We start from the raw sequence: 21,958 nt of genomic DNA on the forward strand, positions 1-21,958 counted from the left end.
GGGCTTGTCAAGAAAAGTGTGTAAGTTTTAAATATATTTTAAAACCCTACTCTCCAATTTATCATGGATGAGTAGTTGATTCATGACCATGGACCAGTTTTGAATGTGGCCACCGTTCCACTTTTTCTCCAGTTCTTTTGTACGTAAAAATAAGACTTTCAGTAGAGCGTTCTCGTTGGGGAATGCTCCTTTTTTTGTGACTTTTCTGAAGCTGGAATGGATGCTTTCTACGGCGTTAGTGGTGTACATAATCTTACGAATGGCACTACCATAATCATAGAGCTGCTCGACATGGTGAAAGTTCCTTATCCACACATCAATGGCACCTGGATAAGCAGACCACTGCTGTTTAAAGGCTTCAAATGCACTTTGGCATGCTTTTAAACTTTGAGCTCCATAGACTTTCTTCAAAGAAGCTGTAAATGCTTTATAATCTTTGCTTGGGACATATTTAATAGCGTTTCGAATTAAATGAACGATGCATCTTTGAACGGTAACGTCAGGAAATATGGCACGGGCTCCTTCTTCTAAGCCACTTACGCCATCCATAGAAATAAAGAAAATATCTTCAATCCCTCTAGCTTTTAACTCATCAAATATCTGCATCCATTTATGCTTACTTTCTGTTTCATTCAGCCACAGACCTAGAATATCCTTCTTTCCATCTATCGTATAACCTAAAATGGTGTAGACTGCATATTTCTTTGTCTCATATTGATTCCTAATCGTTGTGTACATACAGTCGACAAATAGGAAAGCGTAGCAGTTGCTTAATGGGCGTGTCTGCCACTCTTCCAGTTCAGGTAGAACTGCATCTGTAATATCTGAAATCATTTCATGGGATACAGAAAAACCATAAATGTCCTCAACGGTGGCGGAAATATCTCGCTGCGACATTCCCCTCGCATACATAGAAATGACCTTATTCTCCATTTCCGAAACATCTTTTTGACGTTTTGGTATTAAATACGGTTCAAACGACCCATCACGATCTCTAGGAACGGATATTTCCACTTCTCCAGCTGTTGTTTTCACCGACTTTTTCCCGTATCCATTTCGTCTATTTGACGTTTCTTTTTCTCCTTTATCATTGGATTCATACCCCAAGTGATGGTTCATTTCACCTTTTAACATCGCTTCAAACATCGGGCCGAATATATCTTTTAAAGTAGGAAGCCAACATATAAACCTCTTTCGGAATTAAAACTAAAAGGAATTAGTTTAGATAAACATTTGAAAAAGAATAACGGTTCTAAACTCGTAGAGGTTTATGAAACAGAAGAAGATGCAAATGGAATTGATGTTTCTGACTTGATTTCTGGATATGAACCAGTAAGAAATAAATTTACAACGCCTTTTGTATATGAAGTACAAGGATACTTGCATGCAACCAATACACCGGGTCAACGTAAATCAATCAAATCACTTTTTAGTTATATTGATGAACATTTATTAGAAGGGGATTTCATTGAAATATACTCTTGTTGGGATGGGCATGAGGAAAAAGAAAAAGATGACAGTAAAGATGTAGTAATTAACCTTAGTACGTTACAATACGGAAACCATATAAGATTAGAAGACTTAAATCACCTATGCGAAACATTCTTTTTAAATGATAAGCAATATGTATTGGTGAAGAAATAAAAGAGTAAAGCACTCTTCAATTAACGGGATGCGAAAATAGAATAAGCAGTGGTCGATGCGGTAACTCCTATTGTGCTAAAGAAGCATTAAGTTTAATAAACGTTCAATTCAATTTATATGTGTAAATTATTGATAAAAATAAACGGAGAAAAGGGAAGTTATAACTATGAAAAAAAATTGTATGACGACTCTTCTTATTTTTATACTTATGATTACGTCAGCTTGTCAGAAGAGTTATAACGGGGAATATATTCAATGGGGAGATTCTGAGAAGACTGTTGATACAAAAAGTTTAGAAGATAGTAATATCCCTTATAAAATAAAAAATGGTCGAGTATATATCCCCGAAGATGCCTTTGATAAAGCTATTTACTGTTGTTCATAATAATATATAAGAAAATTGAATGGGCTTAGCAAGATAACGAGTGCGAATCTTCTACAAGGTTCGCTTATTTCCTTTATTGAAGTATAGAAGCAGTAATGTGGAACAAGAAAAGAAAATACAAGTGCCTAATATTATTGAAAGGGTTGATCTTTTGCGTTTTGTAATCTCAATATTGATAGTTTGTTTCATTTTACTTTCAGGTTGTAGTGAGGAAGAAATTAAAACTATTGAACAATCTATTTTGTTGGATAGTGACATTAGTTTAGATGCAGTATTCCACACGGAGGAGTTAAACGAGCAACAAGCTATTTCTCTTTACAACACTGATACTGGCTATGGCATACTACAATTTAAGAAACAAGACAATGGTTGGGAATATCAACAGGCATTAAGTGCAAGACATGAAGAATCTGAGCATCCACTGTCAACCAATTTTGTTTATAAAGATAACTATTCAGTTGCTATCGGAGAGATATTTGACCCTGAAATTAGTAAAGTTACAGTCGAGTATAATAACAATGAAAGAGTTGCAACGATAATAGAAGTTGATAAGAGAATGTTTTGGTATTTTGTATTTAAACAAGGTGGTGAAGACATTTTAAAAAGTCATATCTCTGGCTATACAGCAGATGGTGAATTGATTTATCAGAATAATTAGCTAATAGATCTTATTAAACATAAATTTGAGAAATTGATGGCTAACCTTATTTTGTAAAAATAGCAGTTTAGTTAAAGATAGATGTCTAACTTGTGTTCAACAATCGGGCCTATGGTGGACTAACTAACCTAAAGTGATGAATGAATGTACTTAATAAGAAATATGCTTAGGAAAAAGAAATACCCTCAAGTCCCTATCGTATGAGGAGTTAATGGCATTTAACTACATACAATTCTTCTTTGTGATGATATGGAGTCAGAAAAACGATGAATCCTAATGGTTAATTCGTGATCGGAGAAAGCTATATTTTTCTATTTGCATTCCTGATATCTCTTTGTTTCATTTACATTGCAGGTTTAATAACCAGTTCACTTACATCTACATGAACAGGCTGTTCAAGCGCATAGACGATCGCATGGGCAATAGCCTTAGCTGGCAGAGCGTTATGTCGGTATTCCTTCATAAATTCTCTAGCCTGGTTGTCGGTAATGCTCTCAGCTAGTTCTGATTCTGTTACTCCTGGCGATACAAGGGTCACACGGATGCCTTGGCCTACAGTCTCTTGCCGCAATCCGTCCGTTATTGCACGTACGGCATATTTGGTCGCGCAGTAGACAGCTGCCGTCGGGGTCACTTCGTAGGCGCCGATGGATGCGATGTTGATGAAATGTCCAAAACCTTGTTTTTTCATGACCGGAAGACCTGAGGCAATGCCATGGAGGACACCGCGTATATTGACATCAATCATCCGGTTCCATTCCTCAATTTTTAATGCTTCAAGCGAAGAGAGCGGCATCACCCCTGCATTGTTAATAATGGCATCAACTCTTCCAAAACGACTTTGGGCTGCACCTATAAATGCCTGCATCTGTTCAAGTTTTGTCACGTCGAGTTGTTGAATAACTACAGAACCGCCATCCCCTTGAATATCAGATGCCAATGACTCTAGTCTTCCCACACGTCTTGCCCCGATCACAACATGAGCGCCCAGGCTTGCGAGCAGTCGGGCTGTTGTTTCACCAATTCCGCTGCTTGCCCCTGTAATCACAACCACTTTTCCATTTAGTACAGACATTATTTCTTGCTCCCTTCTTCCAGATATAGCACCATACCGGCATGGTACAGAACCCCGTTGATAAAATCACCATTGGCAGTAAAGCCTGTATCATCAACATAATCGATATGATTGTCTTTGACGATATAGCTGCCTTGATATGCGCTTTCGCGGTTGCCGCGGGCTTCATCGTATCGGCCGTTTGAAAGCAGCTCGTGCCGAATATAACCGTCCGCGGTCAACCACATCCCCACATAGGGATGAGAATTTTTTATAGGATCTTTTTTCATTTTTAATCTCCTCCTAATTGAAGTGTCTGACCATAAACTAATTATGAACTTTTGCGCCAAAGAGGAGGTAGTCGGAAAATATACAATTGTTGCCTAATACTCCAATAAATTATAGTATAGAGAGCAAGAGATCCATAAATGTAACTGGAAAGGCGGAGGAATGGTTCATGGAGCGAATTAAGGAGTTAGCGGAGTTGATCGAGAAAAATGTGGCGGTGGATGGAACGTATGACACGTCTATATCAGGATTGCGATTTGTTCGTACCACCCAGATTTCTGAACCCGTTTACTCTGTTTATGAACCTTCCCTATGTGTTGTAGCCCAAGGATCAAAATTGGTCATGCTTGGGGAAGAAAGCTATCAGTACGATTCTGCCAGTTATCTGACTGCTTCCGTTCATTTGCCGATTACAGGACAAATCATAAAGGCTTCGCCCGAAAACCCTTATTTATGCGTACATTTGCAGCTTGATATGAACCAGATTTTCGAAGTCGTTCAGTCATCGAGTCAAGTAATTTCTAATGACTCCCCGGGACGTGGTCTAGTAATCAGCCTAATCAATGACTCGCTCCTTGAAGCGGTATTACGGCTTATTAGGCTACTTGAGACTCCACAGGATATACCAATTCTTGCCGATGGTATCAAACGTGAAATCATTTACCGGATTCTACAGAATGACCGGAATGATTCCTTGAAGCATTTTGCACTTATAGGGAGTCAGGCCCAACGGATTGCTAAGGTGATCGGGGTGATAAACCGTGAATTTGCGCAACCCTTAAAGGTAAACGAATTGGCGAAAGAAGCTAGAATGAGCTCCTCATCCTTCTACAATCATTTCAAGGAAATCACGGGCATGAGCCCAATCCAGTTTCAAAAACAGCTTAGGTTGCAGGAAGCGCGCCGATTGCTTTTAACGGAAAACCTAGAAGCGGCTGAGGCAGCGTTCCAGGTAGGTTATGAAAGTCCATCTCATTTCAACCGGGAATACAGCCGTAAATTTGGTCTGTCCCCAATCAAAGATATACGACGTCTGCGGGAAATGTTGTAATCAAAGAAGCATGCGTTTATCGAGACTAGAAGGGTTATTCTATGTACGTAGAAGGCCAAAGGAATAGTGAATTCAATGAGCTAAATATCGAACTAACGAGAGTATATCTGGAAAAAGAGATTTTAATCTACAACACCATTTCCAATGTAGTCACAAGTGTTCACATCTGCATAGACAATCATGTTATTTGGGACTGATTTACTTTTAGTAGGGAAATCGATTATATAGACTTCTTTTCCTTCGTATGACTTCTCATCAAGTTGAGTGATCATATTTTTGGTTAAGGTAATTTTAGAGACCTTTCCATCCTTCCAAGTACCATCAATCCATTCTTTTTGTTCTGATGATAATTGATTATAAACCACTTCTCTTATATCACTTTCGTTTATTTCCTCAGTGATTAACTCATTACGAACAACGTTTTGTTCATCGTTATAACTTACTTGTTTATTCTCGCTAGAACATGCCAATAAAGCTAATAAGAGACATGAGGAAAGAATACGCAAAACGGCTTTCTTCAAAACTATCACCTCCATTTAAGTAGACGACACATCTCACCTCTTCGTTTCAACTTCGAACAGATTTTCCTTTGTCATGATAACCGATTACAGCCATTGAAATGTACTACCTGACATATCATTTACAAGCAAATGAAAAAAGTACACCAATGAACGACAGAGCGTTTACGACTGAGAATGATCTATAAGAAAACAAAAAAATGTAATCAATATGATCAGCTCTCCCGTATGGTGCAGGTTAACTCTTTCTTACATAGTAGACTTATACTACGCAACAATGATATCCAAAAAGTTGGAAAAAGTGACCAAATACTCGTTCACATCTGGTATGATTTTGGTATAGAAATTTATGATATTGTGAAGTGTTGATCTTAAGCTAAAGAGCAGGTTTATTCAATAAGCTTGATAGCATTTTGTGCTAACAAAGCAAGATTATACAATAAGTAAGCTAAAAGGACGGTACTTTTTTAGAGACCAATCGTTATAGGTGCAAAGGAGGTAAAAGTAATTAAACATCTAAAGAATAAACGTTATTGGATACTTATGCCACCATTTATGATAGCTGCTACAATAATATTATTCTTTATTCCAAGTGAATACAGGGGTTATTATCCTCTTTTAGTAATCGTGGTATTTTGGATGACCTCTCATATTTGGAATTATCACGCAGAGAAGAAGTACAACAAAAAATTCAAAAATGAATCTTAAACAAATAGGTGATTATGTTGAACAAGAGGCTGTTAAATACGGCAGCTCTTATTGTGTTAAAGAGGCAGGTTAATGAAAGAAAGGGGAGATTAAATGGATGAAACACAATGGGATATAAAAGAAGTTAAGCATTTAAAAAAGAAGCAATTAGTCCAATACAATCTCGTAATGCTTTTGTTATTCGTGCTGTTTGGTTATTTTGCTGAGAACGGGAAGTCGACCCTCCTCATTGGCGGTTTTTGTGTACTGATATGGATAATAACAGGCATCACGCTGTACACTCTAATGTCGGGAATACCTATTGGTACAAAGACAAGTAGGATGGTGCAGGAATTTGACAGAAATCGTTTGGGCGAGAAGCGTTGGAAGCGAAAAGAAATAACTGAGGCTGTCATCATCAGTGTTATAAGTGTTTTTATTACAGTTTTAGTGTTTATGAAGGGTTTTAACTCTGTGAGATTGGACTTTCCTATAAATGCTTTCCCTTTTATCGGGGCGTGGGTAGGCTATAATATTGGAGAGATTATCAGAATGAAGAACTTGTAGTAAGGATAGTTGAAAAACAAGAAGAAGCTCTTCTTAAAGTAAAGGGAGCGAATGCTTAACAAGAGTATTCGCTTATCTTGTTGAAGTAACGAGAAGGAATGTTGAAATAACCTTGCCAGAAAAAGTGATGGAACGTCTATATACATAAGGACTTAAAAAAGGAGAAGAAAAATGAACTCTCACATTAAGGGAGAAATTAAATTATTGGTAGTCGTATTAAGCATCCTCTTTGCTTTATTTGTTGTTGTCTTGTTCTATTGCTACTTCATAAAGTCAGATTATAAAGGTGTAATAACAAACCTACAAGAAAATAATTTTACTTTAGAACCGATAAACGCTGATGAAGAAGCAGAGTACAGCGTATATAAAATTTTCTTTAACGAAGATACAAAAATAAGTGGAAAAGGAACCGCTGTCGATGACCTAGAAGCAACACAGCAAATAAAAGTTTGGGTAGAGGAAATTAACGAGAGCATGGTAGCTAATGAAATAAATATTACTAATCAAGCCATCATTTCTTTACCCGACATTACTTTAGAAGATGTTATAGCTGCTATAACCAAGCAAGGATTTGAATTAAAAGAAGCAGATTTACCTAGTAGAAACGCATTTATTCAAGAATTAAACGGAATCTCACCTAGTTATTATTATTTAGAAGGTGATGTTCTATCTATTTATACATTTCCAACAATTGCTGCAAGAGAAAAAGGAATAGCTATGTTTGAAGAGATGAATGCTGCAGCAGATGTAGTTGACCACAAAGAAATAGTTAGTAAAAATATATTGATTTTTTATGAAATGGGAACCGAGAAAACAGCAACTAAATTGAATAACACAATCAAAGCATTGGGAAAAGAAAACTAATTGTGAATAAATATACTTAAAGTAACGGGATGCTTATCTTGAACAAGGCATACAGTCTTTTTGGGTAGGATAGAGGAGGTTACTATGGATTGGTTATTTTCTTGGATTGCGATTTCAATTGCAATTGGTGCATATGTTGAAGTAGCTAATAAAAATAAGAAATTAGAAAAAAGAATACAGGATTTAGAAGATAGAATAAAGTAGTTATTTTTACTGAAATAGAATAAAGATATTTCTTATTACATTAACGGGATGCAATAGCTGAACAAGGGGATGTCATTGCGGCAGCTCCTATTGTGTTAAAGGGCAGGTTTATGTAAGAAGAAATGGTAATTTAAAACTCTAATGTAATAGAATAATGTTTGGTGATGAAAATGATAAAAAACGTCGAACTAATTACAAATGAAATTCAAGATTTTTCTTTCGTAAAAATTAGACTAATAAATAGCTTCTATGTTTCTTTTTATAAAGAATTTGGAGAAAACAAATCCTTACTTGAAATTGATTTTGTTATTGATGATGATAACGGTAATAGATTTCTCGTAAAATTCCACTTCCATAATCCAGAGAATATTCATTTCGAAAGTGGAGGTCCTTATCATCAAATATCAATAGAAATTCAGGACATTAAGGATAAAGGTTGGGAAAATAAAAGGTTTGAAGTGATTGACTATGAAGAAAATACACTTCACTTTTATAATAATGAGATTAAAGGTTTATATATGGCATTTTACGATGGAACAGCACAAGAATTTCAAGCAATTGTTAATTTTCAACAAGGCAATAGTCTAAATAATCAACAACAAATGGAAAAGAGTATTGAGCAATTTGAATTAGCTGATAAGAAGTTTAATGACTATTACGAATTAAAAGAAAAAGTATCTCATTAGTATGTATTTTTATTATGTCGTTACTCTCTTACCAAGACTCAAATAAAGTCAAATATATTTATAAAAGGTGTAATTACTCAATAAGGAGTTGCTGGTTTGATGAATCTATTTCTTATTTGAGCAGTAATGGGAAACAAGGGCTTATGTTCAACAAAAGCACTAATGCGATTTGCTTGGCAGTACAACTAAACTATGTAATAGAATAATAACCTTTAATCATCATTTATTAATTGGAAAGTCATAAGAATAAATTCCTTGCCAAATAACGCAAGAAAGGACTTTTTACTTTTCAAATTCCTTTTTCTATTAGTAAACGTAGTGAAATCAAGTTGTAAAGCCGTTGCAACTTGATAAAAAGTATCAGTGATGGTATATTCCTGTGGGGTAATCAATAAACCTTGAACGGCGCTTTATTGAATAACTCAATAAAAAGAAACGCTCACAGTAAAAAATCGGAGCGTTTCTATGTTGTGATTTACTATTATTCAAATAATTCCAATTCAAATCTTCTTCTCTATTGTTACCGATAATGTTTATTAATTATGATATTAAAATTAGGTAATTATCTACTGCCAAAAGCTTCTGGAATCATTGTGAACCCTTCAATGACTGTATCTTCTTCTACTTCAATCATAATACAAAGCTTTCCATTAAAATTAACCTGCTTTACATACCTTAAATCCTCTGGGCTAATAGAGATGTTCGCTACCTTTGTACTTATTTTAATAGATTTCGATTTATATTTAGGTAGTACACTACTTGCTTTTATTTCGTATTTTTCGTCATCAATAACTCTCTGATAAGCTTCTTCAATTTTTTCTGAATTGACTTGCTCCAATCCACTCATCTGTAGAACGCGTTCCACATCTCTACGGTCTAGTTTAGGTGTTTCTTCTTCTTCATTTTCCTCAATCACACGATTTATCTCTTCGTAAACATTCGCGAGGGTAGAGGTATTTAACTGATCACCTGTAACATGTTTTACGATCTCTTCAAATACAATTTTATCATCTTGGGCAGTCATGGTTTCTTCAGCGTTTAATACTTCTTCAATAAACTCTGGATCAGGCTCATTTACCTTTCCAGATGAATATAGTACGTGGTTAACGTCAGCCGCATTATCAGTAATACTAGGAAATAAAAATCCGGCTAATGGAGCATTGAGGTTGATAACTGGATCAACTTTTACATTGTACTTAAATTCCTTTTCCACATAATCAAATTGTAATTCTTTTTTAGGTTCCTGTGTTTTGTTTATACTACATAGAATGAATGAATGTGAATAGACGGTATCGCGTTCACTTTCCTCTGACTCTTCACTTCGACGCTTCATTGGTTTTAGAAATTCGGCACGTATGAATGTAACGACAAGGTCGTGCTCATACTGTTTATCGTTCAGCATCTTTTCTACAATTAAAAGCATTTCCGCTTTCCAGTCTTCTACGTCGTTACTCAGCAAGCCTCTATGAAGAATAAACTGGCTATTGTTCTCTGATTCTGACTTAAATTTCAATTCAAATAATTTTTCATCCATTTGACCAGTAAGTACTTTTTTGAAGTTACTAAGAAATAACTCTTGCTGATCTTCGTCTAACATCTCAAAAGGCTGACTTTGCTGATGATAAATGTCACTAGATTCTTTCATGACATAAACATTGAAAATTTCTGTGATTTTTAAAAGGTCATTACCTACTTTAAATTGTTTGCGAATATTAGCTACGTCTTTTTTGTTCATGTTACGTCCAACTCCTAAACTATGATAATCTTGTATTATTTTTAAAAAGAAAGATACATATCTTGCGCTAAAAAGGAGAGAGAACAAATTAAGTACTCTCTGTGAATTAAGTATCTACTTATTTTAACATAATGGTAGATTTAAAGAAGGGTAACACGCTCTTCAAATTACAACACTTCTCTACATAATGTAGAATCAATTAATGAGAAGGAGTTCTAATTATCCAATTTGATGTAATAGAGGGCTTTACTAATAAATTCTAGACAGATGCAACTCTATACCTTTTTTAAACCGTTGATAATTGGTTGGAGGAGAATGTTGAAGAATAAATTAAACAGGCCTAATTAGCCTTGAGTTGTTCTGTAAAGGAGGAGGTAGTTAATTTTTTCATCCCTATAATAGGTAAGGAAATATTATTCACAAATGGGAGAAGAGTTGGGAAAATATCTTTGTATTTTACAAGTATGTTGAAATCACACAGCTTTTAAATCGTATTATAAATAAGAGGTAGATATTTTTTTAAAACATCTCTATTATAGGTCGGGTGGGATAGTATGAATGAAATATTGTTTGGATCAATGCTCTTTATTGGGCATTTAATAACGGTTAGCTTAGCCTTAGCCATTTTATCTTCATTATTTGTTAGAAATAATAAAATGGGGTATATTTTCATCTTTTTTTTATTGATTTCTAGCGTGTATACTTTGGGGGTAGTGTTTAACTTTTCAGTAGTTCTTGGCTTCTCTATATTGTTTATGTACCTTTGTTTAGGTGTTTTGACATATTTTAATATAAAACGAAAAAGAGAAAGTCAAACATAGTAAAAGGGTATTAGAAGCTACTTCTAATACCCTTTATATTAAGCTGAATGTATATCCTTTTGCTCGAATTTTCTCAATGAGAATCGGGAGTACGTCAACGGTTTGTTTTAACTCATGCAGCAGAATGATAGCACCATCCTCTAGATTTTCGATTACGTTGTCAACGATTGTGTGTGGATTCCATTTTAGCTCCCAATCGATGGAAGCAATTCTCCACATAACCGTAGTTAACTGTAACGCCTTAGCTGCTTGAATTGTCTCGTTGTTGTATTGACCGAATGGAGGACGAAAATAGGTAACATTCTGACCAGTAATGTGCTCAATTTTAGCCTTACTACTTGCTAATTGCTTATATTGCTGTTCGTAGGTGAGTTTCTGTAGATTAGGATGATTAATCGTATGGGTTCCTATTACATGACCTTCATCTAAAACTCTTTTCCACGGCCTTTGTTCATACAAAAGCTTAGTTTGCCAAAAGAAAACAGCGGGTACCTTCTCTTGAGATAATATATCTAGTATTTTGGGTAATACCTTACTTGGACCATCATCAAAAGTTAATACAACTGACTTTTGGTCTTTTGTACTTGCTTTAGTTAACACATGTTGATCTGAGGAGTCGTACACGACCCTTGATTGATCAACAACTCATGGACTTTTGATTTGCATTCATATTCATCCTTTCATTCTAGTTATAAATCGGTAAAGTCCCTAATTTCTCGTTAGTGGAATGATAAGTTAAATGAAACTTATCTTCATCAAATGCTTCGGGACTGTCGTCAAAAATCACTTTTCCGTCTTTTAACGCAATAAGTCGAGTAGCATATCGTTTAGCAAGATTCACGTCATGTACATTGATAATCGTTAAAAGTTGATGGCGATTATGCATTTCCTGAATTAAATTAAAGATATGGTTGGATGTACCAGGATCAAGGCTCGATACAGGTTCATCCCCAAGAAATACTTTTGGTTGTTGTATCAGTGCTCTAGCAATGCCAACTCGCTGCTTTTGACCACCGCTCAGTTTTTCCACTTTTCTATCTAATTGATCGATTAAACCTACATCCTCAATTATTTTCTTGGCACGATTGATCTCATCGTCAGTAAACCACCCAATTAAGTTTTTGAATGTAGAGCGGTAGCCAAATGTACCGGTTAGAACATTTTGGATAACAGAGAGCCGGGGGACTAAATTAAAGTGCTGAAAGATCATCCCCATTTCTCTCCTAACTTTCCGTAACTGTTCTTCGTTCTTTTTGGCTAAGGAATTACTATTCCATAAAATGTCACCATTAGTAGGTTTTTGGAGTCCATTCAAACATCGAATGAGTGTAGATTTACCTGCACCGCTTTTCCCTAAAATACAAACGAAATCCCCCTTGTCAAAGGAGAGATTAATATCACTTATTGCCGCATCCTTACTACCTTGAAACTGTACAGATACATTTTTTATTTCTAACATGTAGTATTCCTCCCGAATTGCCTTGGATAATTAGGTGATACTTAGAAAATTAAACTAAACTGAGGGTCAAATAACTTTATTACGAAGATGACTACCAAGTAAATCAACAATGATCACGATAATCATAATAATGAAAACATCGAGTGATACAGAAGAGTATTGGAATGTTTTAAAGTCATTAAATAAGCGTTGACCAATTCCACCACCACCGATGAAGCCAAGGATAAGGGAAGTACGAATAGCAACCTCAAACCGGTAAAAGAAATGGGATAAAACGTTAGGCCATATTTGTGGAATAATACTGAAAAGATAGGCAAAGTTTTTCTTAGCACCTACGGCCTTCATCGCTTCCTGCGGGCCAGGATCAGATGCTTCCACAAGTTCTGATACTAATTTTCCTAGTACACCGACATTATGAAACATGATCGCCAGTACTGCAGGAAAGGGACCAAGGCCAAGTGCGGTGAGTAAGATAAGTCCAAAGACAATTTCTGGGATGGAGCGAACAAAGCTTAATGCAAATCTTGAAAAATGATAGAGATAACCCGATGGTGACGTATTTCTTGCAGCTAAGAAACTAATAGGAAGGGCGATTAGTAATCCGAAAAAGCTACCAAGAAAGGCCATTGCTAAAGTTTCTAAACTGTCATGAATCATGTCAGGTAGCTTAGAGAAATCCATAGGAAACCATTGAGCTAAAAAGTCGATCATATTTTTAAAATCTCTAAACTTTGATAAATCAAATTCGGTCAGCCTCATGCTTAAATAAATGAAAACGAGCAAGAGGAGAACAGTAACTATACTCTTGCGTTTAAACCACACATCAATCAGCTCTATTCTTCAATAATTCCTTGTTTAATTGCCGCATCCTTGATACTTTCATAATCTTCATTACTTGCTTCCGTAAATCCAGTTGCACCAAAGGCATCCAGAATTTCTTGATCTTCAATAGCTAAAAATGCACGTTGTAATGTTTCAATAGTTTCCTCGTCTGTATCTTTATGGACAGCCCAAGGGTACTGGAACAATTCTTCAGATTCCCATATTACTTTTAATACATCTCCATCCACTTTGCCACTCTCTACTAATTGGTTGAAAATCGCGCTATCTATGGCACCAGCATCAACTTGCTGGTTTTGAACCGCCAATGCAGTTGCGTCATGGGAACCAGTAAAACGGACAGAGTTAAATGTATGCTCTTCTTCAGAGGTATATACCCCATGATCTTGCAATTCAATACTAGGAATCAACGAACCAGATGTAGAATTTGGATCACCAAATGCAAAGTCAACCTCGCTAGTATCTGCCAGCAACTCTTCTAATGAATTCCAAGGATTCTCATTATGTGTAATAATGTAGGAATGATAAAAAGGTTCCCCATCAATTAGTTGTGTAACGACTGCCTTTGCACCACTTTTTGCGTGTGCAACAACATAAGTTAGCGGTCCAAAATAGGCCATATCTATTTTGTCATAATTCATCGCTTCCACAACACCGTTATAATCAGGATAAACTTCAATGGAAACTTCTCTACCTAGCTCTTCCGTTAGCGTTGTTTGTAATTTATCCATCGCGCCTTCCATTGCACCTTCTGTTTGAGATGGTATTACTCCTATCGTAAACGGCTCACTTTCTTTTCCTCCACATGCACTAAGAAGAGTTATTAGAACAAATAAAATTGCAAGTATTCTTTTCTTCATATCTTTCACCTCTTAATCAATATGTATCTTTACTCTGTATTGGACTATTTTGTCCACTGAATCTGGTAAATAACACTATTGTTAGTTTATTTCTGTTTTTCCTATTCATGTATTTGAAAATAATAAAAAGCAAGCTAAATAATTAAATAGTAAGTAAAGAAGGACCCTAAGGAGGAGTCCTTCTACGGTAAGGAAAGTTAATTAAATAACTGTAATCCTACCAGGTTTTTCTTCTGTAACTGTTCCGATTATCGATGAAGAAACATTTCTTTCGAGTAAATCACGGTGTAACTGCTCAGCTTCTTCTTCTGGCAACGCTATTAACAATCCACCTGAAGTTACTGCGTCACAAAGAATCATCTGGTCAACGCCTGCAATATGATCGCTATAATCAATACATTCAGCCAACCATTTGTGATTTTTCTTTGTTCCACCTGGAATTATATTCTGATCAGCTAATTCCTTCGTTCTTGGTAGGAGGGGAACCTTGTTGTAATCAATTGTAATTCCAACATTACTGCCTTCCGCAATTTCACGGGTATGTCCTAACAAACCAAACCCAGTTACATCTGTACAGGCATTAACCTGATAACGTTCCATCGCTTCTGCTGCATCCTTATTCAAAGTGGCCATTGTATCCATAACTTCGTTTAAGGTTTCTTCGTCAAGAAGTTCTTTCTTAATAGCAGTAGTTAAAATGCCAACCCCAATAGGTTTTGTCAGAATCAGCTTGTCACCAGGTTTTGCACCAACATTTGCACGTATTTTATCAGGGTGTATCGTACCTGTAACAGATAAACCAAATTTTGGTTCCTGGTCATCGATGGAGTGACCACCAACTAAAGTAGCTCCAGACTCTATTACTTTATCAGAGGCACCGGCTAGAATATCTGCCAAGATGCTTTTGTCTAGAATACTTATAGGGAATCCGACTATGTTCATAACTGTTATCGGCTTTCCACCCATAGCATAAACATCACTTAGCGAATTAGCCGCAGCTATTTGCCCAAACATGTACGGGTCGTCCACTATCGGCGTGAAAAAGTCTAGCGTTTGAACAAGCGCTATATCATCCGTTATTTTATATACTCCTGCATCGTCTGATGTATCCAGTCCAACGAGTAGATTTGGATCTGGAACAGATTTTGGTAAGTGTCGCAGAACCTGCGACAGGTCTTCAGGACCAATTTTGCATCCTCAGCCACCTTTAGTCGATAAAGAAGTTAACTTTATAATTTCATCTTTTTTAGACACAATACTCACTCCTTATAAAAATCCTTAGATTGTAAACCACATGAGTGTACGCCATTTATATTTTTATTTAGAAGCGTCCAATTCCTTCAAAATACGTTGATATACGCTCAGCAAAAATTCAGCTTCATGCTCACTTGAGTGGTGTTCGGCAATATATTGTTTGGCATGTTTCCCAATAGATTGCCTTAATTCGATATTATTCACGATTTGTTCTGCACAATCAAGAAATTGGTTTGCAGTAGAATAAATCCATCCAGTTTTTTGGTGAGAAACAATACTAGTATTCCCGTGATTATCTGATACTAAAACGGGAAGACCATGACCCATTGCTTCAATAACAGTCGATGGTTGTCCTTCTGTAACGGAGGTATTAAGTACACAATCGGCTTGATGATAAACGAGACCCATTTCATCATGTGGTACTTGTCCAAGGTATTTAACCCATTCCTTATTTTTCTCCACTAAGGCAGTTACTTGTTTTCCTTCTACGTCTTCAATAATAGGCCCAATTAACCACAATCGAATTTTATTATTTTTTTGATATAGTTCTTTTAATAATTCGATGGCAAATGGAATATTTTTCACTTTACGTATGCCAGCAGGTAAGACGAATAAAAAAGTGTTAGCTTCTTTTGAAACTCGATAATCTACTATATTAAATTGACTAGCACCTTGTGGAAGGAAGAATAGTTTAGGCAATACTTCTTTTGCTTCTGCTTCTATAATTTGCTTTGCTTCCTCATTAAAGACATGAATTGCTTCAGCATTCTTTAAGCAAGCCAAAACATCGTTTCGAGTATCTGGATCGAATAAGTTATGATTTAGATCTGTACCAGTCAATGTAATCACATACGACTTGGATTTTTTATTGAGTTTATTTAGAAATTTATAAAATCGATAAGCATGGAAGCCATGTAACAAATCAGCATCTGGAAGCGTATGGAGGGAATCATCTGTTATCGAGATAATTTCTGTGTCTACACCTAATTTTTCTAATCCGTTTGCTATTCGCTGTACGGTCACCGTATTTCCCCTTGGTTGGTGAAAATTCGGAGTAGCTAAAACTAGTTTCATTTCATGAGTCATCCTTTAAGAATACTTTAATTTATCTTGTTCCATTTAACCATTCATATCCATACATACAAAAACCGTAACAAACCACAAAAAAAGTTCTGTTACGGTAAAATTTTTAATTATGGCGGGACTGTGTGGGAATCGAACCCACCGGAGACGGCACGCGCCTCCCTCAGGGTTTTGAAGACCCAGGGGGACACCAGTCACCCATCCAATCCCATATGCTATAAAATGTGACAGAATTGATTATAACTATTTAGAAGAATAAGAACAAGTAATTTAACTAGAAAGACCTGAAAAAAAGCGAAAATAAAGTCGAAAAAGAGATTAAATTTGAAAAAAGTCTAAAACATTGTCTCTTAATAAAATCGTCGTACTTGAATCAATCCATGCTTAAGATTAAAGTAAATAGTAACTAGAAAAATAGAAAGCGGGTTCGTCGTGGAAGAAAGTTATTTTACTATTGGTATGGCTGGTCATATAGACCATGGGAAGACGACATTAACAAAAGCTTTAACGCATATTGATACAGATCGATTAAAAGAAGAAAAAGAACGTAAGATTTCAATTGAATTAGGTTATGCACCGCTAGAGTTGAATGATGGCATGCATGTATCCATTATCGATGTACCTGGCCATGAACGCTTTATCCGTAAAATGATTGCAGGGGTGGCAGGAATCGATTTAGTTGTCCTCGTCATAGCAGCTGATGAAGGGGTGATGCCCCAAACAAAGGAACACGTAGAAATCCTAGAGTTTCTTGGTGTAAAACGTGCTATTATTGCGATTACTAAAGTGGACAGAGTAGACGAGGAAATGTTGGATTTAGTGGAATTAGATATAAAAGAAACGTTAACTAGTTCTGTATTTCAGCAGGCCGAAATCGTACACGTGGATAGCTTATCAGGAAAAGGATTGGATGAATTAAAAGAGACGATTGTTAATCACCTTGGTAAAATGGAAGTTCGTGATCGTTACGGCTCATTTCGGATGCCTGTTGATCAGGTTTTTACGGTACAAGGACAAGGAACAGTTGCTCGGGGGACTGTTTATGAAGGTTTTGTCAAAAAAGCGAGCGAACTAACAATTTTACCTAGTGGAAAAACAGTAAGAGCAAGGAATATTCAAGTTCATCACGAAGACGTCGGAGAAGCACGAGCAGGGCAAAGAGCCGCCATTAATTTAGGTGGTGTGAACACTGATGATGTACAACGTGGCGATGTAATAGTTGCGTCGGATCATTTCTTAGTAACAGATGTGATTGATGTTGCGATTCAATTTGTGGATCCACTGGATTTTGAAATTAAACAACGATCTCCAATAAAACTACACGTCGGGGCTTCTGAGGTGATGGGGAAAATTGTATTTTTTGATAGAAACTCCGTTCAAAAAAATACAGATGAAGTTCTATGCCAAATTAGATTAGAGGAAGAAATAGTCGTCAGGAGAGGGGATCGTTTTATATTAAGACGGCCGACTCCAGTCGAAACAATTGGTGGCGGATGGATAATTGACCCAATGGGTAAGAAATACCGATTTGGAGCGGAAACAATTACGATGCTTCAACAAAAGAAAGAAGGAACTCCAACTGACTTAGTCGTCCGAGCTCTTGAAGAAAGGTTTGTATTATCGATTGACGAACTGGTCCAAGCTACCTCCTTAGATGAAAATGAAGTCAAAGAATTATTAAAAGGGGTACAATTCCAACCGTTAACGAATAATAAGTTTACGCTTGAACAAGTGATGCAGAGGACGATTGGGACAGTCTACAACCTAGTAGAGACATATCACCTGAACTATCCAATGCGCTTGGGAATCAATAAAGCGGAGGTAATGCAGTCTGTTGGAAAAAGGTATCCAACCATTCTTGTTGATTATTCCATGGATAGAATGGTTGCTAATGGAGATCTGAAAAAAGATCATCAATTTATTTTTCTTTCAAACTTTAAACCGCATATAACAAAGAAATGGCAAACACGTATGGAGGAAATAATTTTAAACTTAAAACGGGATGGTTTGTCTGTTAAGAAGTGGGAAGAATACGTCAGCAATGTGCCATTTTCAAAAAATGATACGGAAGAGTTAAAAAGCTACCTATTACAGACGAATCTGGCTTATCGCTTAACAGAAGATCTAATCCTTCATAAAGATTCATTGAACAGTGCTGTTCAACATTTAAAAGAGAACACGAGTGGTTCCTTTACATTAAAAGAGGCAAAGGATTGTTTAGACGTATCTAGAAAATTTTTAATACCCTTTTTGGATTTGTTAGATGAGTTAACTTTCACTGAAAGAGATGATAACTCAAGGTATTGGGTAAAAACTAAAAAATGAAGCAAGGGAGTTAGCAATGATGAAGTTTAAGATTATGATAAAATTTTGTATGCAATGAAATTATGCACCTAAAGCCGCAAGTTTTGCGGAGGACCTATTTTCACATTACCGAGCGTCTATTTCGTCATTAGAATTAATTCCAAGTTCCGGTGGGGCATTCGAAGTCTACGGAAACGGAAACTTGTTATTCTCAAAGCTTGAATCTGGAGAATACCCTTCTGTAGATTTAATTATTGAAGAATTAGAAAAACTTTAAACTAGAAAAAAGACGATTCGGAAGGCCGGATTCGTCTTTTTTTCTGACCAATTTGGTAATTAAATCGTTTACCTATTATAATGTAAGAGGATTCCCAGAAAGGGTGATACAATTGAAACAGTTATTACGAGAAATCCCACCCGTCCATGAGCTTCAGAATAGTCGGCGATTTAAGGATTTAATAGAAAAAACGGATGTACCAGTAAAACTATTGACCAAAGTTATTCAACAAGTAATCGATGAAATAAGGACTGAAATTCTAGATAGTCATGTAACCATAGATCTCTCTAAACAGAGCTTTATAGATTATATTTGGATGAAAGTTGAAAATAATCTATCAAAACTTTTGCAAGAACGGTTAACTCCTGTTATCAATGCAACAGGTACGGTATTACATACAAATCTAGGACGAGCTAGATTAAGTGATGCAGCTATTGAGCATATCACACATATTGCCGGTAACTATTCTAATTTGGAGTACAATATAGATGAAGGGAAACGTGGCTCTAGACATGATATTTTAGAAGGCTTGTTGAAAGAAGTGACTGGGGCAGAGGCGGCAATGGCCGTCAATAATAACGCTGCTGCCGTTTACTTGGTGCTAAGAGCGTTAGCAAAAGAGCAAGAGGTAATCGTATCCCGTGGGCAACTAGTTGAAATAGGAGGGTCTTTTCGAATCTCCTCCATCATGGAAGAGAGCGGTGCACGTCTAGTTGAAGTGGGTACTACAAATAAAACGCATCTCTATGACTATGAAAATGCAATAAGTGATGAAACTGCAATGATCTTAAAAGTACATACAAGTAATTTTAAAACGATAGGATTTACAGAATCTGTCGATACAGAAGACCTGGTTGCGTTAAAGAATGAACATAATGGTCTGATATTTTATGAGGACCTAGGAAGCGGATCTATCTATGATTTTAAACAAGTAGGCGTTGGGGAAGAACCGGTCGTAAAGGATGTGATCGAATCTGGCGTCGATCTTGTCTCCTTTAGTGGGGACAAGTTGTTAGGTGGACCTCAGGCTGGGATTATTGTTGGAAAAAAAGAGCTAATCCAAAAATTAAAGAAACACCAGCTAGCAAGAGTATTACGTGTCGATAAAATGACATTTGCTGGCTTAGAAAAAACATTATTAGCTTATTTGACTAACAAAGCGGAAATACAATTACCTACCATCCGCGACATCGTAAAACCATTAACTGAAATAGAACAGCAGTCACATTATTTTATATCGGAGTTGAAGAAACAGGCTAGTGAGTATGAATCGGAAGTAGTCGAGTCAACCTCACAAGTTGGTGGAGGCACAATGCCTGATGTAACCTTGCCTACAATTGTCGTTGTCGTATCTCACCATGCCTATTCTGCAGAACAGCTAGGAGAGCGATTAAGACATAGTCAAACAGCAAATGTTATTGCAAGGATTAAAGACGAAAAAATACTAATTGATTTTAGAACAATATCGCAAGAAGAGACTGATATTCTTATTCAAACCTTTGTAGAATTACTTAAATAAAATGGAATCCTAAAGTTAGCGGGCGTACTAGTCTCGCTATTTTTTTGTTTTGAGTTAATAAAGTACTATTAGTTAGCCAACCTATTAGCAACTTCTACATCAAAATTGGATATTTATGTTAAAATTGGTGTGAACTAATGTACATTAAGTAAGGATTTTATTGGGGGAATATCATTTTGAGAATTCTTATATTAGGAGCGACTGGTTTTCTAGGATCGGCTTTATATGGTTTAGCTAAAAATTTAAATTACACCGTATTGGGTACTTCACGGTATGCAAATGAAAAATCAGATATTATTAAATTGGACGTATCTAATATACAAGCTGTAGAAAAGGCTATCAAAGATTATCTTCCAGATGTAGTAGTGTGGTCATTGTTGAGTATGAATGAAGAAGACGTTCTAATAAACATTGGCCTGACAAATCTTTTATCAGCGATGAGTAAAAAGATGAAACTTATTTTTATATCTACAGATGGTGTTTTTGCAGAAGGAAAAGGCGGTTATTCTGAGCCTGATAAAACGATGCCGTTACCCGAAGAGGCACCTTTAGCTACCTATGTCAATTCAAAAATAATTGGTGAAAAGAAGGTTCAATATAACCATCCAAATCACATTATTATTCGTACAGGTCCTCTTTATGGAACAGATTTAAATGATGATATGGAACAGCGGACCCAAAGGATTATTTGTCAAGTGGAGGAAAAAGGAATCTTTCAGGCGGCTACAAATATGTATCGGACATTTGTGCATATTGAGGATTTATCAAAAGCGATCTTAGAACTTACCCATACAGACTTTAATGGGATGTTACATGTAGGACCATTGCAAAAAGAAAGTTACTTTGCGTTTTACCAAAAGCGACTAAGAGGTTTAGGTTTTAGTGAAAATAGTGTACAACCATCCGAAATTAATATAAATGAAACACCTTATATACTGTTGGATACTTCATTAAATACACAAAGGGTACATGACCTGCTTAACACACAGTTTAGAAGTCTAATATAATGTCGGATATTGAAAGAGAGAAGAGGAGCTATAATAATTTTTTGGTGTAGATCTTCTAACCAATTTCTTCATTTGCCATTACCTATCTAAATTTAAGTTATAAATCATGAAGAGATGAAAATTATGTGACATGAAATACAAATAATCATTCAACGCCTTTCCGACTTTTCACAGGTTAGTCTATAAATCCGGT

General features: G+C 36.1%; 20 protein-coding genes, 1 tRNA gene and 2 pseudogenes. 11 read left to right on the plus strand and 12 right to left on the minus strand.

The genetic code is table 11. The features are described from left to right. Nucleotides 1-27 precede the first annotated feature (27 nt). Nucleotides 28-1,167: pseudogene (locus H7K77_RS07635) on the minus strand (IS256 family transposase); the annotation flags it as partial. A 66-nt stretch (nucleotides 1,168-1,233) separates the two neighbouring features. Between H7K77_RS07635 and H7K77_RS07640 the strand changes: the two are divergent. From H7K77_RS07640 to H7K77_RS07645, 3 genes are all read left to right on the plus strand, one after another. Further along, nucleotides 1,234-1,644, plus strand: a complete 411-nt coding sequence (locus H7K77_RS07640) for a hypothetical protein (protein ID WP_235988871.1) — start codon at nucleotides 1,234-1,236, stop codon at nucleotides 1,642-1,644. Nucleotides 1,645-1,810: 166 nt separating this feature from the next. After that, entirely contained in the window at nucleotides 1,811-2,029 is a 219-nt protein-coding gene (locus tag H7K77_RS21010) for a hypothetical protein (RefSeq protein WP_222599270.1), read from the plus strand. Nucleotides 2,030-2,105: 76 nt separating this feature from the next. Then, a complete protein-coding gene (locus tag H7K77_RS07645) occupies nucleotides 2,106-2,687 on the plus strand; it encodes a hypothetical protein (RefSeq protein WP_222599271.1) in 582 nt (193 codons plus the stop codon). 343 nt (nucleotides 2,688-3,030) lie between these two features. On the opposite strand, the gene H7K77_RS07650 is transcribed toward H7K77_RS07645, so the two are convergent. Next, a complete protein-coding gene (locus tag H7K77_RS07650) occupies nucleotides 3,031-3,762 on the minus strand; it encodes an SDR family oxidoreductase (RefSeq protein WP_186577145.1) in 732 nt (243 codons plus the stop codon). Then, nucleotides 3,762-4,031 carry an Atu4866 domain-containing protein gene (locus H7K77_RS07655; protein WP_186577146.1) on the minus strand — a complete coding sequence of 90 codons (270 nt, stop codon included), beginning with the start codon at nucleotides 4,029-4,031 and terminating at the stop codon, nucleotides 3,762-3,764. Before H7K77_RS07655 ends, H7K77_RS07650 begins: the two co-directional genes overlap by 1 nt. Before the next feature lie 167 nt (nucleotides 4,032-4,198). On the opposite strand from H7K77_RS07655, the gene H7K77_RS07660 reads away from it, so the two are divergent. After that, on the plus strand, nucleotides 4,199-5,080 hold the full coding sequence (locus H7K77_RS07660; protein WP_186577147.1) for an AraC family transcriptional regulator: 882 nt from the start codon (nucleotides 4,199-4,201) through the stop codon (nucleotides 5,078-5,080). A 122-nt stretch (nucleotides 5,081-5,202) separates the two neighbouring features. Here H7K77_RS07660 and H7K77_RS07665 read toward each other — a convergent pair whose 3' ends face one another. Next, on the minus strand, nucleotides 5,203-5,601 hold the full coding sequence (locus H7K77_RS07665) for a hypothetical protein (protein ID WP_186577148.1): 399 nt from the start codon (nucleotides 5,599-5,601) through the stop codon (nucleotides 5,203-5,205). 798 nt (nucleotides 5,602-6,399) lie between these two features. On the opposite strand from H7K77_RS07665, the gene H7K77_RS07670 reads away from it, so the two are divergent. From H7K77_RS07670 to H7K77_RS07680, 3 genes are all read left to right on the plus strand, one after another. Continuing rightward, a complete protein-coding gene (locus tag H7K77_RS07670) occupies nucleotides 6,400-6,852 on the plus strand; it encodes a hypothetical protein (RefSeq protein ID WP_186577149.1) in 453 nt (150 codons plus the stop codon). Between the two features lie 171 nt (nucleotides 6,853-7,023). After that, complete coding sequence (locus tag H7K77_RS07675; protein ID WP_186577150.1) at nucleotides 7,024-7,716, plus strand: hypothetical protein; 693 nt, start codon at nucleotides 7,024-7,026, stop codon at nucleotides 7,714-7,716. 368 nt (nucleotides 7,717-8,084) lie between these two features. Next, the gene (locus H7K77_RS07680; RefSeq protein ID WP_222599272.1) at nucleotides 8,085-8,606 is read left to right on the plus strand and encodes a hypothetical protein; all 522 of its coding nucleotides are present in this window, start codon (nucleotides 8,085-8,087) and stop codon (nucleotides 8,604-8,606) included. A 562-nt stretch (nucleotides 8,607-9,168) separates the two neighbouring features. Here the strand turns inward: H7K77_RS07680 and H7K77_RS07685 are convergent. The 8 genes from H7K77_RS07685 to H7K77_RS07720 form a co-directional block, all read right to left on the minus strand. Further along, nucleotides 9,169-10,341: a DUF4317 domain-containing protein gene (locus H7K77_RS07685; RefSeq protein WP_186577152.1), complete on the minus strand. Its 1,173-nt coding sequence runs from the start codon at nucleotides 10,339-10,341 to the stop codon at nucleotides 9,169-9,171. Between the two features lie 854 nt (nucleotides 10,342-11,195). Then, nucleotides 11,196-11,762 carry a polysaccharide deacetylase family protein gene (locus H7K77_RS07690; protein WP_186577675.1) on the minus strand — a complete coding sequence of 189 codons (567 nt, stop codon included), beginning with the start codon at nucleotides 11,760-11,762 and terminating at the stop codon, nucleotides 11,196-11,198. Nucleotides 11,763-11,847: 85 nt separating this feature from the next. Then, the gene (gene phnC / locus H7K77_RS07695) at nucleotides 11,848-12,621 is read right to left on the minus strand and encodes a phosphonate ABC transporter ATP-binding protein (protein WP_186577153.1); all 774 of its coding nucleotides are present in this window, start codon (nucleotides 12,619-12,621) and stop codon (nucleotides 11,848-11,850) included. A 66-nt stretch (nucleotides 12,622-12,687) separates the two neighbouring features. Continuing rightward, nucleotides 12,688-13,422 (minus strand): phosphonate ABC transporter, permease protein PhnE, encoded by a 735-nt coding sequence (gene phnE, locus H7K77_RS07700; protein ID WP_407926426.1) that lies wholly within the window; start codon nucleotides 13,420-13,422, stop codon nucleotides 12,688-12,690. Between the two features lie 32 nt (nucleotides 13,423-13,454). Further along, the gene (phnD, locus tag H7K77_RS07705; RefSeq protein ID WP_186577155.1) at nucleotides 13,455-14,321 is read right to left on the minus strand and encodes a phosphate/phosphite/phosphonate ABC transporter substrate-binding protein; all 867 of its coding nucleotides are present in this window, start codon (nucleotides 14,319-14,321) and stop codon (nucleotides 13,455-13,457) included. 201 nt (nucleotides 14,322-14,522) lie between these two features. Beyond that, entirely contained in the window at nucleotides 14,523-15,557 is a 1,035-nt protein-coding gene (gene selD, locus H7K77_RS07710; RefSeq protein ID WP_407926427.1) for a selenide, water dikinase SelD, read from the minus strand. Nucleotides 15,558-15,638: 81 nt separating this feature from the next. Further along, a complete protein-coding gene (locus tag H7K77_RS07715; protein ID WP_186577156.1) occupies nucleotides 15,639-16,649 on the minus strand; it encodes a glycosyltransferase family 4 protein in 1,011 nt (336 codons plus the stop codon). Between the two features lie 122 nt (nucleotides 16,650-16,771). After that, a tRNA-Sec gene (locus H7K77_RS07720) sits at nucleotides 16,772-16,868 on the minus strand. 222 nt (nucleotides 16,869-17,090) lie between these two features. Here H7K77_RS07720 and selB point away from each other — a divergent pair. From selB to H7K77_RS07740, 4 genes and pseudogenes are all read left to right on the plus strand, one after another. Further along, nucleotides 17,091-18,983, plus strand: a complete 1,893-nt coding sequence (gene selB, locus H7K77_RS07725) for a selenocysteine-specific translation elongation factor (RefSeq protein ID WP_186577157.1) — start codon at nucleotides 17,091-17,093, stop codon at nucleotides 18,981-18,983. Nucleotides 18,984-19,053: 70 nt separating this feature from the next. After that, nucleotides 19,054-19,239, plus strand: a pseudogene (locus H7K77_RS21500) (Rdx family protein); the annotation flags it as partial. 112 nt (nucleotides 19,240-19,351) lie between these two features. Continuing rightward, on the plus strand, nucleotides 19,352-20,758 hold the full coding sequence (selA, locus tag H7K77_RS07735; RefSeq protein ID WP_186577158.1) for an L-seryl-tRNA(Sec) selenium transferase: 1,407 nt from the start codon (nucleotides 19,352-19,354) through the stop codon (nucleotides 20,756-20,758). Nucleotides 20,759-20,934: 176 nt separating this feature from the next. Beyond that, nucleotides 20,935-21,765, plus strand: a complete 831-nt coding sequence (locus H7K77_RS07740; protein ID WP_186577159.1) for a sugar nucleotide-binding protein — start codon at nucleotides 20,935-20,937, stop codon at nucleotides 21,763-21,765. The last annotated feature ends 193 nt before the right edge of the window (nucleotides 21,766-21,958 follow it).

This window comes from Aquibacillus kalidii (assembly GCF_014280935.1).
Lineage (GTDB): Bacteria > Bacillota > Bacilli > Bacillales > Amphibacillaceae > Aquibacillus_D > Aquibacillus_D kalidii.

Coding starts and splice junctions, on each gene's coding strand:
- phnD (WP_186577155.1), bottom strand. CDS start 14,321: ATGAAGAAAAGAATACTTGCAATTTTATTTGTTCTAATAACTCTTCTT.
- H7K77_RS21010 (WP_222599270.1), top strand. CDS start 1,811: ATGAAAAAAAATTGTATGACGACTCTTCTTATTTTTATACTTATGATT.
- H7K77_RS07675 (WP_186577150.1), top strand. CDS start 7,024: ATGAACTCTCACATTAAGGGAGAAATTAAATTATTGGTAGTCGTATTA.
- H7K77_RS07650 (WP_186577145.1), bottom strand. CDS start 3,762: ATGTCTGTACTAAATGGAAAAGTGGTTGTGATTACAGGGGCAAGCAGC.
- H7K77_RS07655 (WP_186577146.1), bottom strand. CDS start 4,031: ATGAAAAAAGATCCTATAAAAAATTCTCATCCCTATGTGGGGATGTGG.
- H7K77_RS07670 (WP_186577149.1), top strand. CDS start 6,400: ATGGATGAAACACAATGGGATATAAAAGAAGTTAAGCATTTAAAAAAG.
- H7K77_RS07660 (WP_186577147.1), top strand. CDS start 4,199: ATGGAGCGAATTAAGGAGTTAGCGGAGTTGATCGAGAAAAATGTGGCG.
- phnC (WP_186577153.1), bottom strand. CDS start 12,621: ATGTTAGAAATAAAAAATGTATCTGTACAGTTTCAAGGTAGTAAGGAT.
- H7K77_RS07685 (WP_186577152.1), bottom strand. CDS start 10,341: ATGAACAAAAAAGACGTAGCTAATATTCGCAAACAATTTAAAGTAGGT.
- H7K77_RS07680 (WP_222599272.1), top strand. CDS start 8,085: ATGAAAATGATAAAAAACGTCGAACTAATTACAAATGAAATTCAAGAT.
- H7K77_RS07715 (WP_186577156.1), bottom strand. CDS start 16,649: ATGAAACTAGTTTTAGCTACTCCGAATTTTCACCAACCAAGGGGAAAT.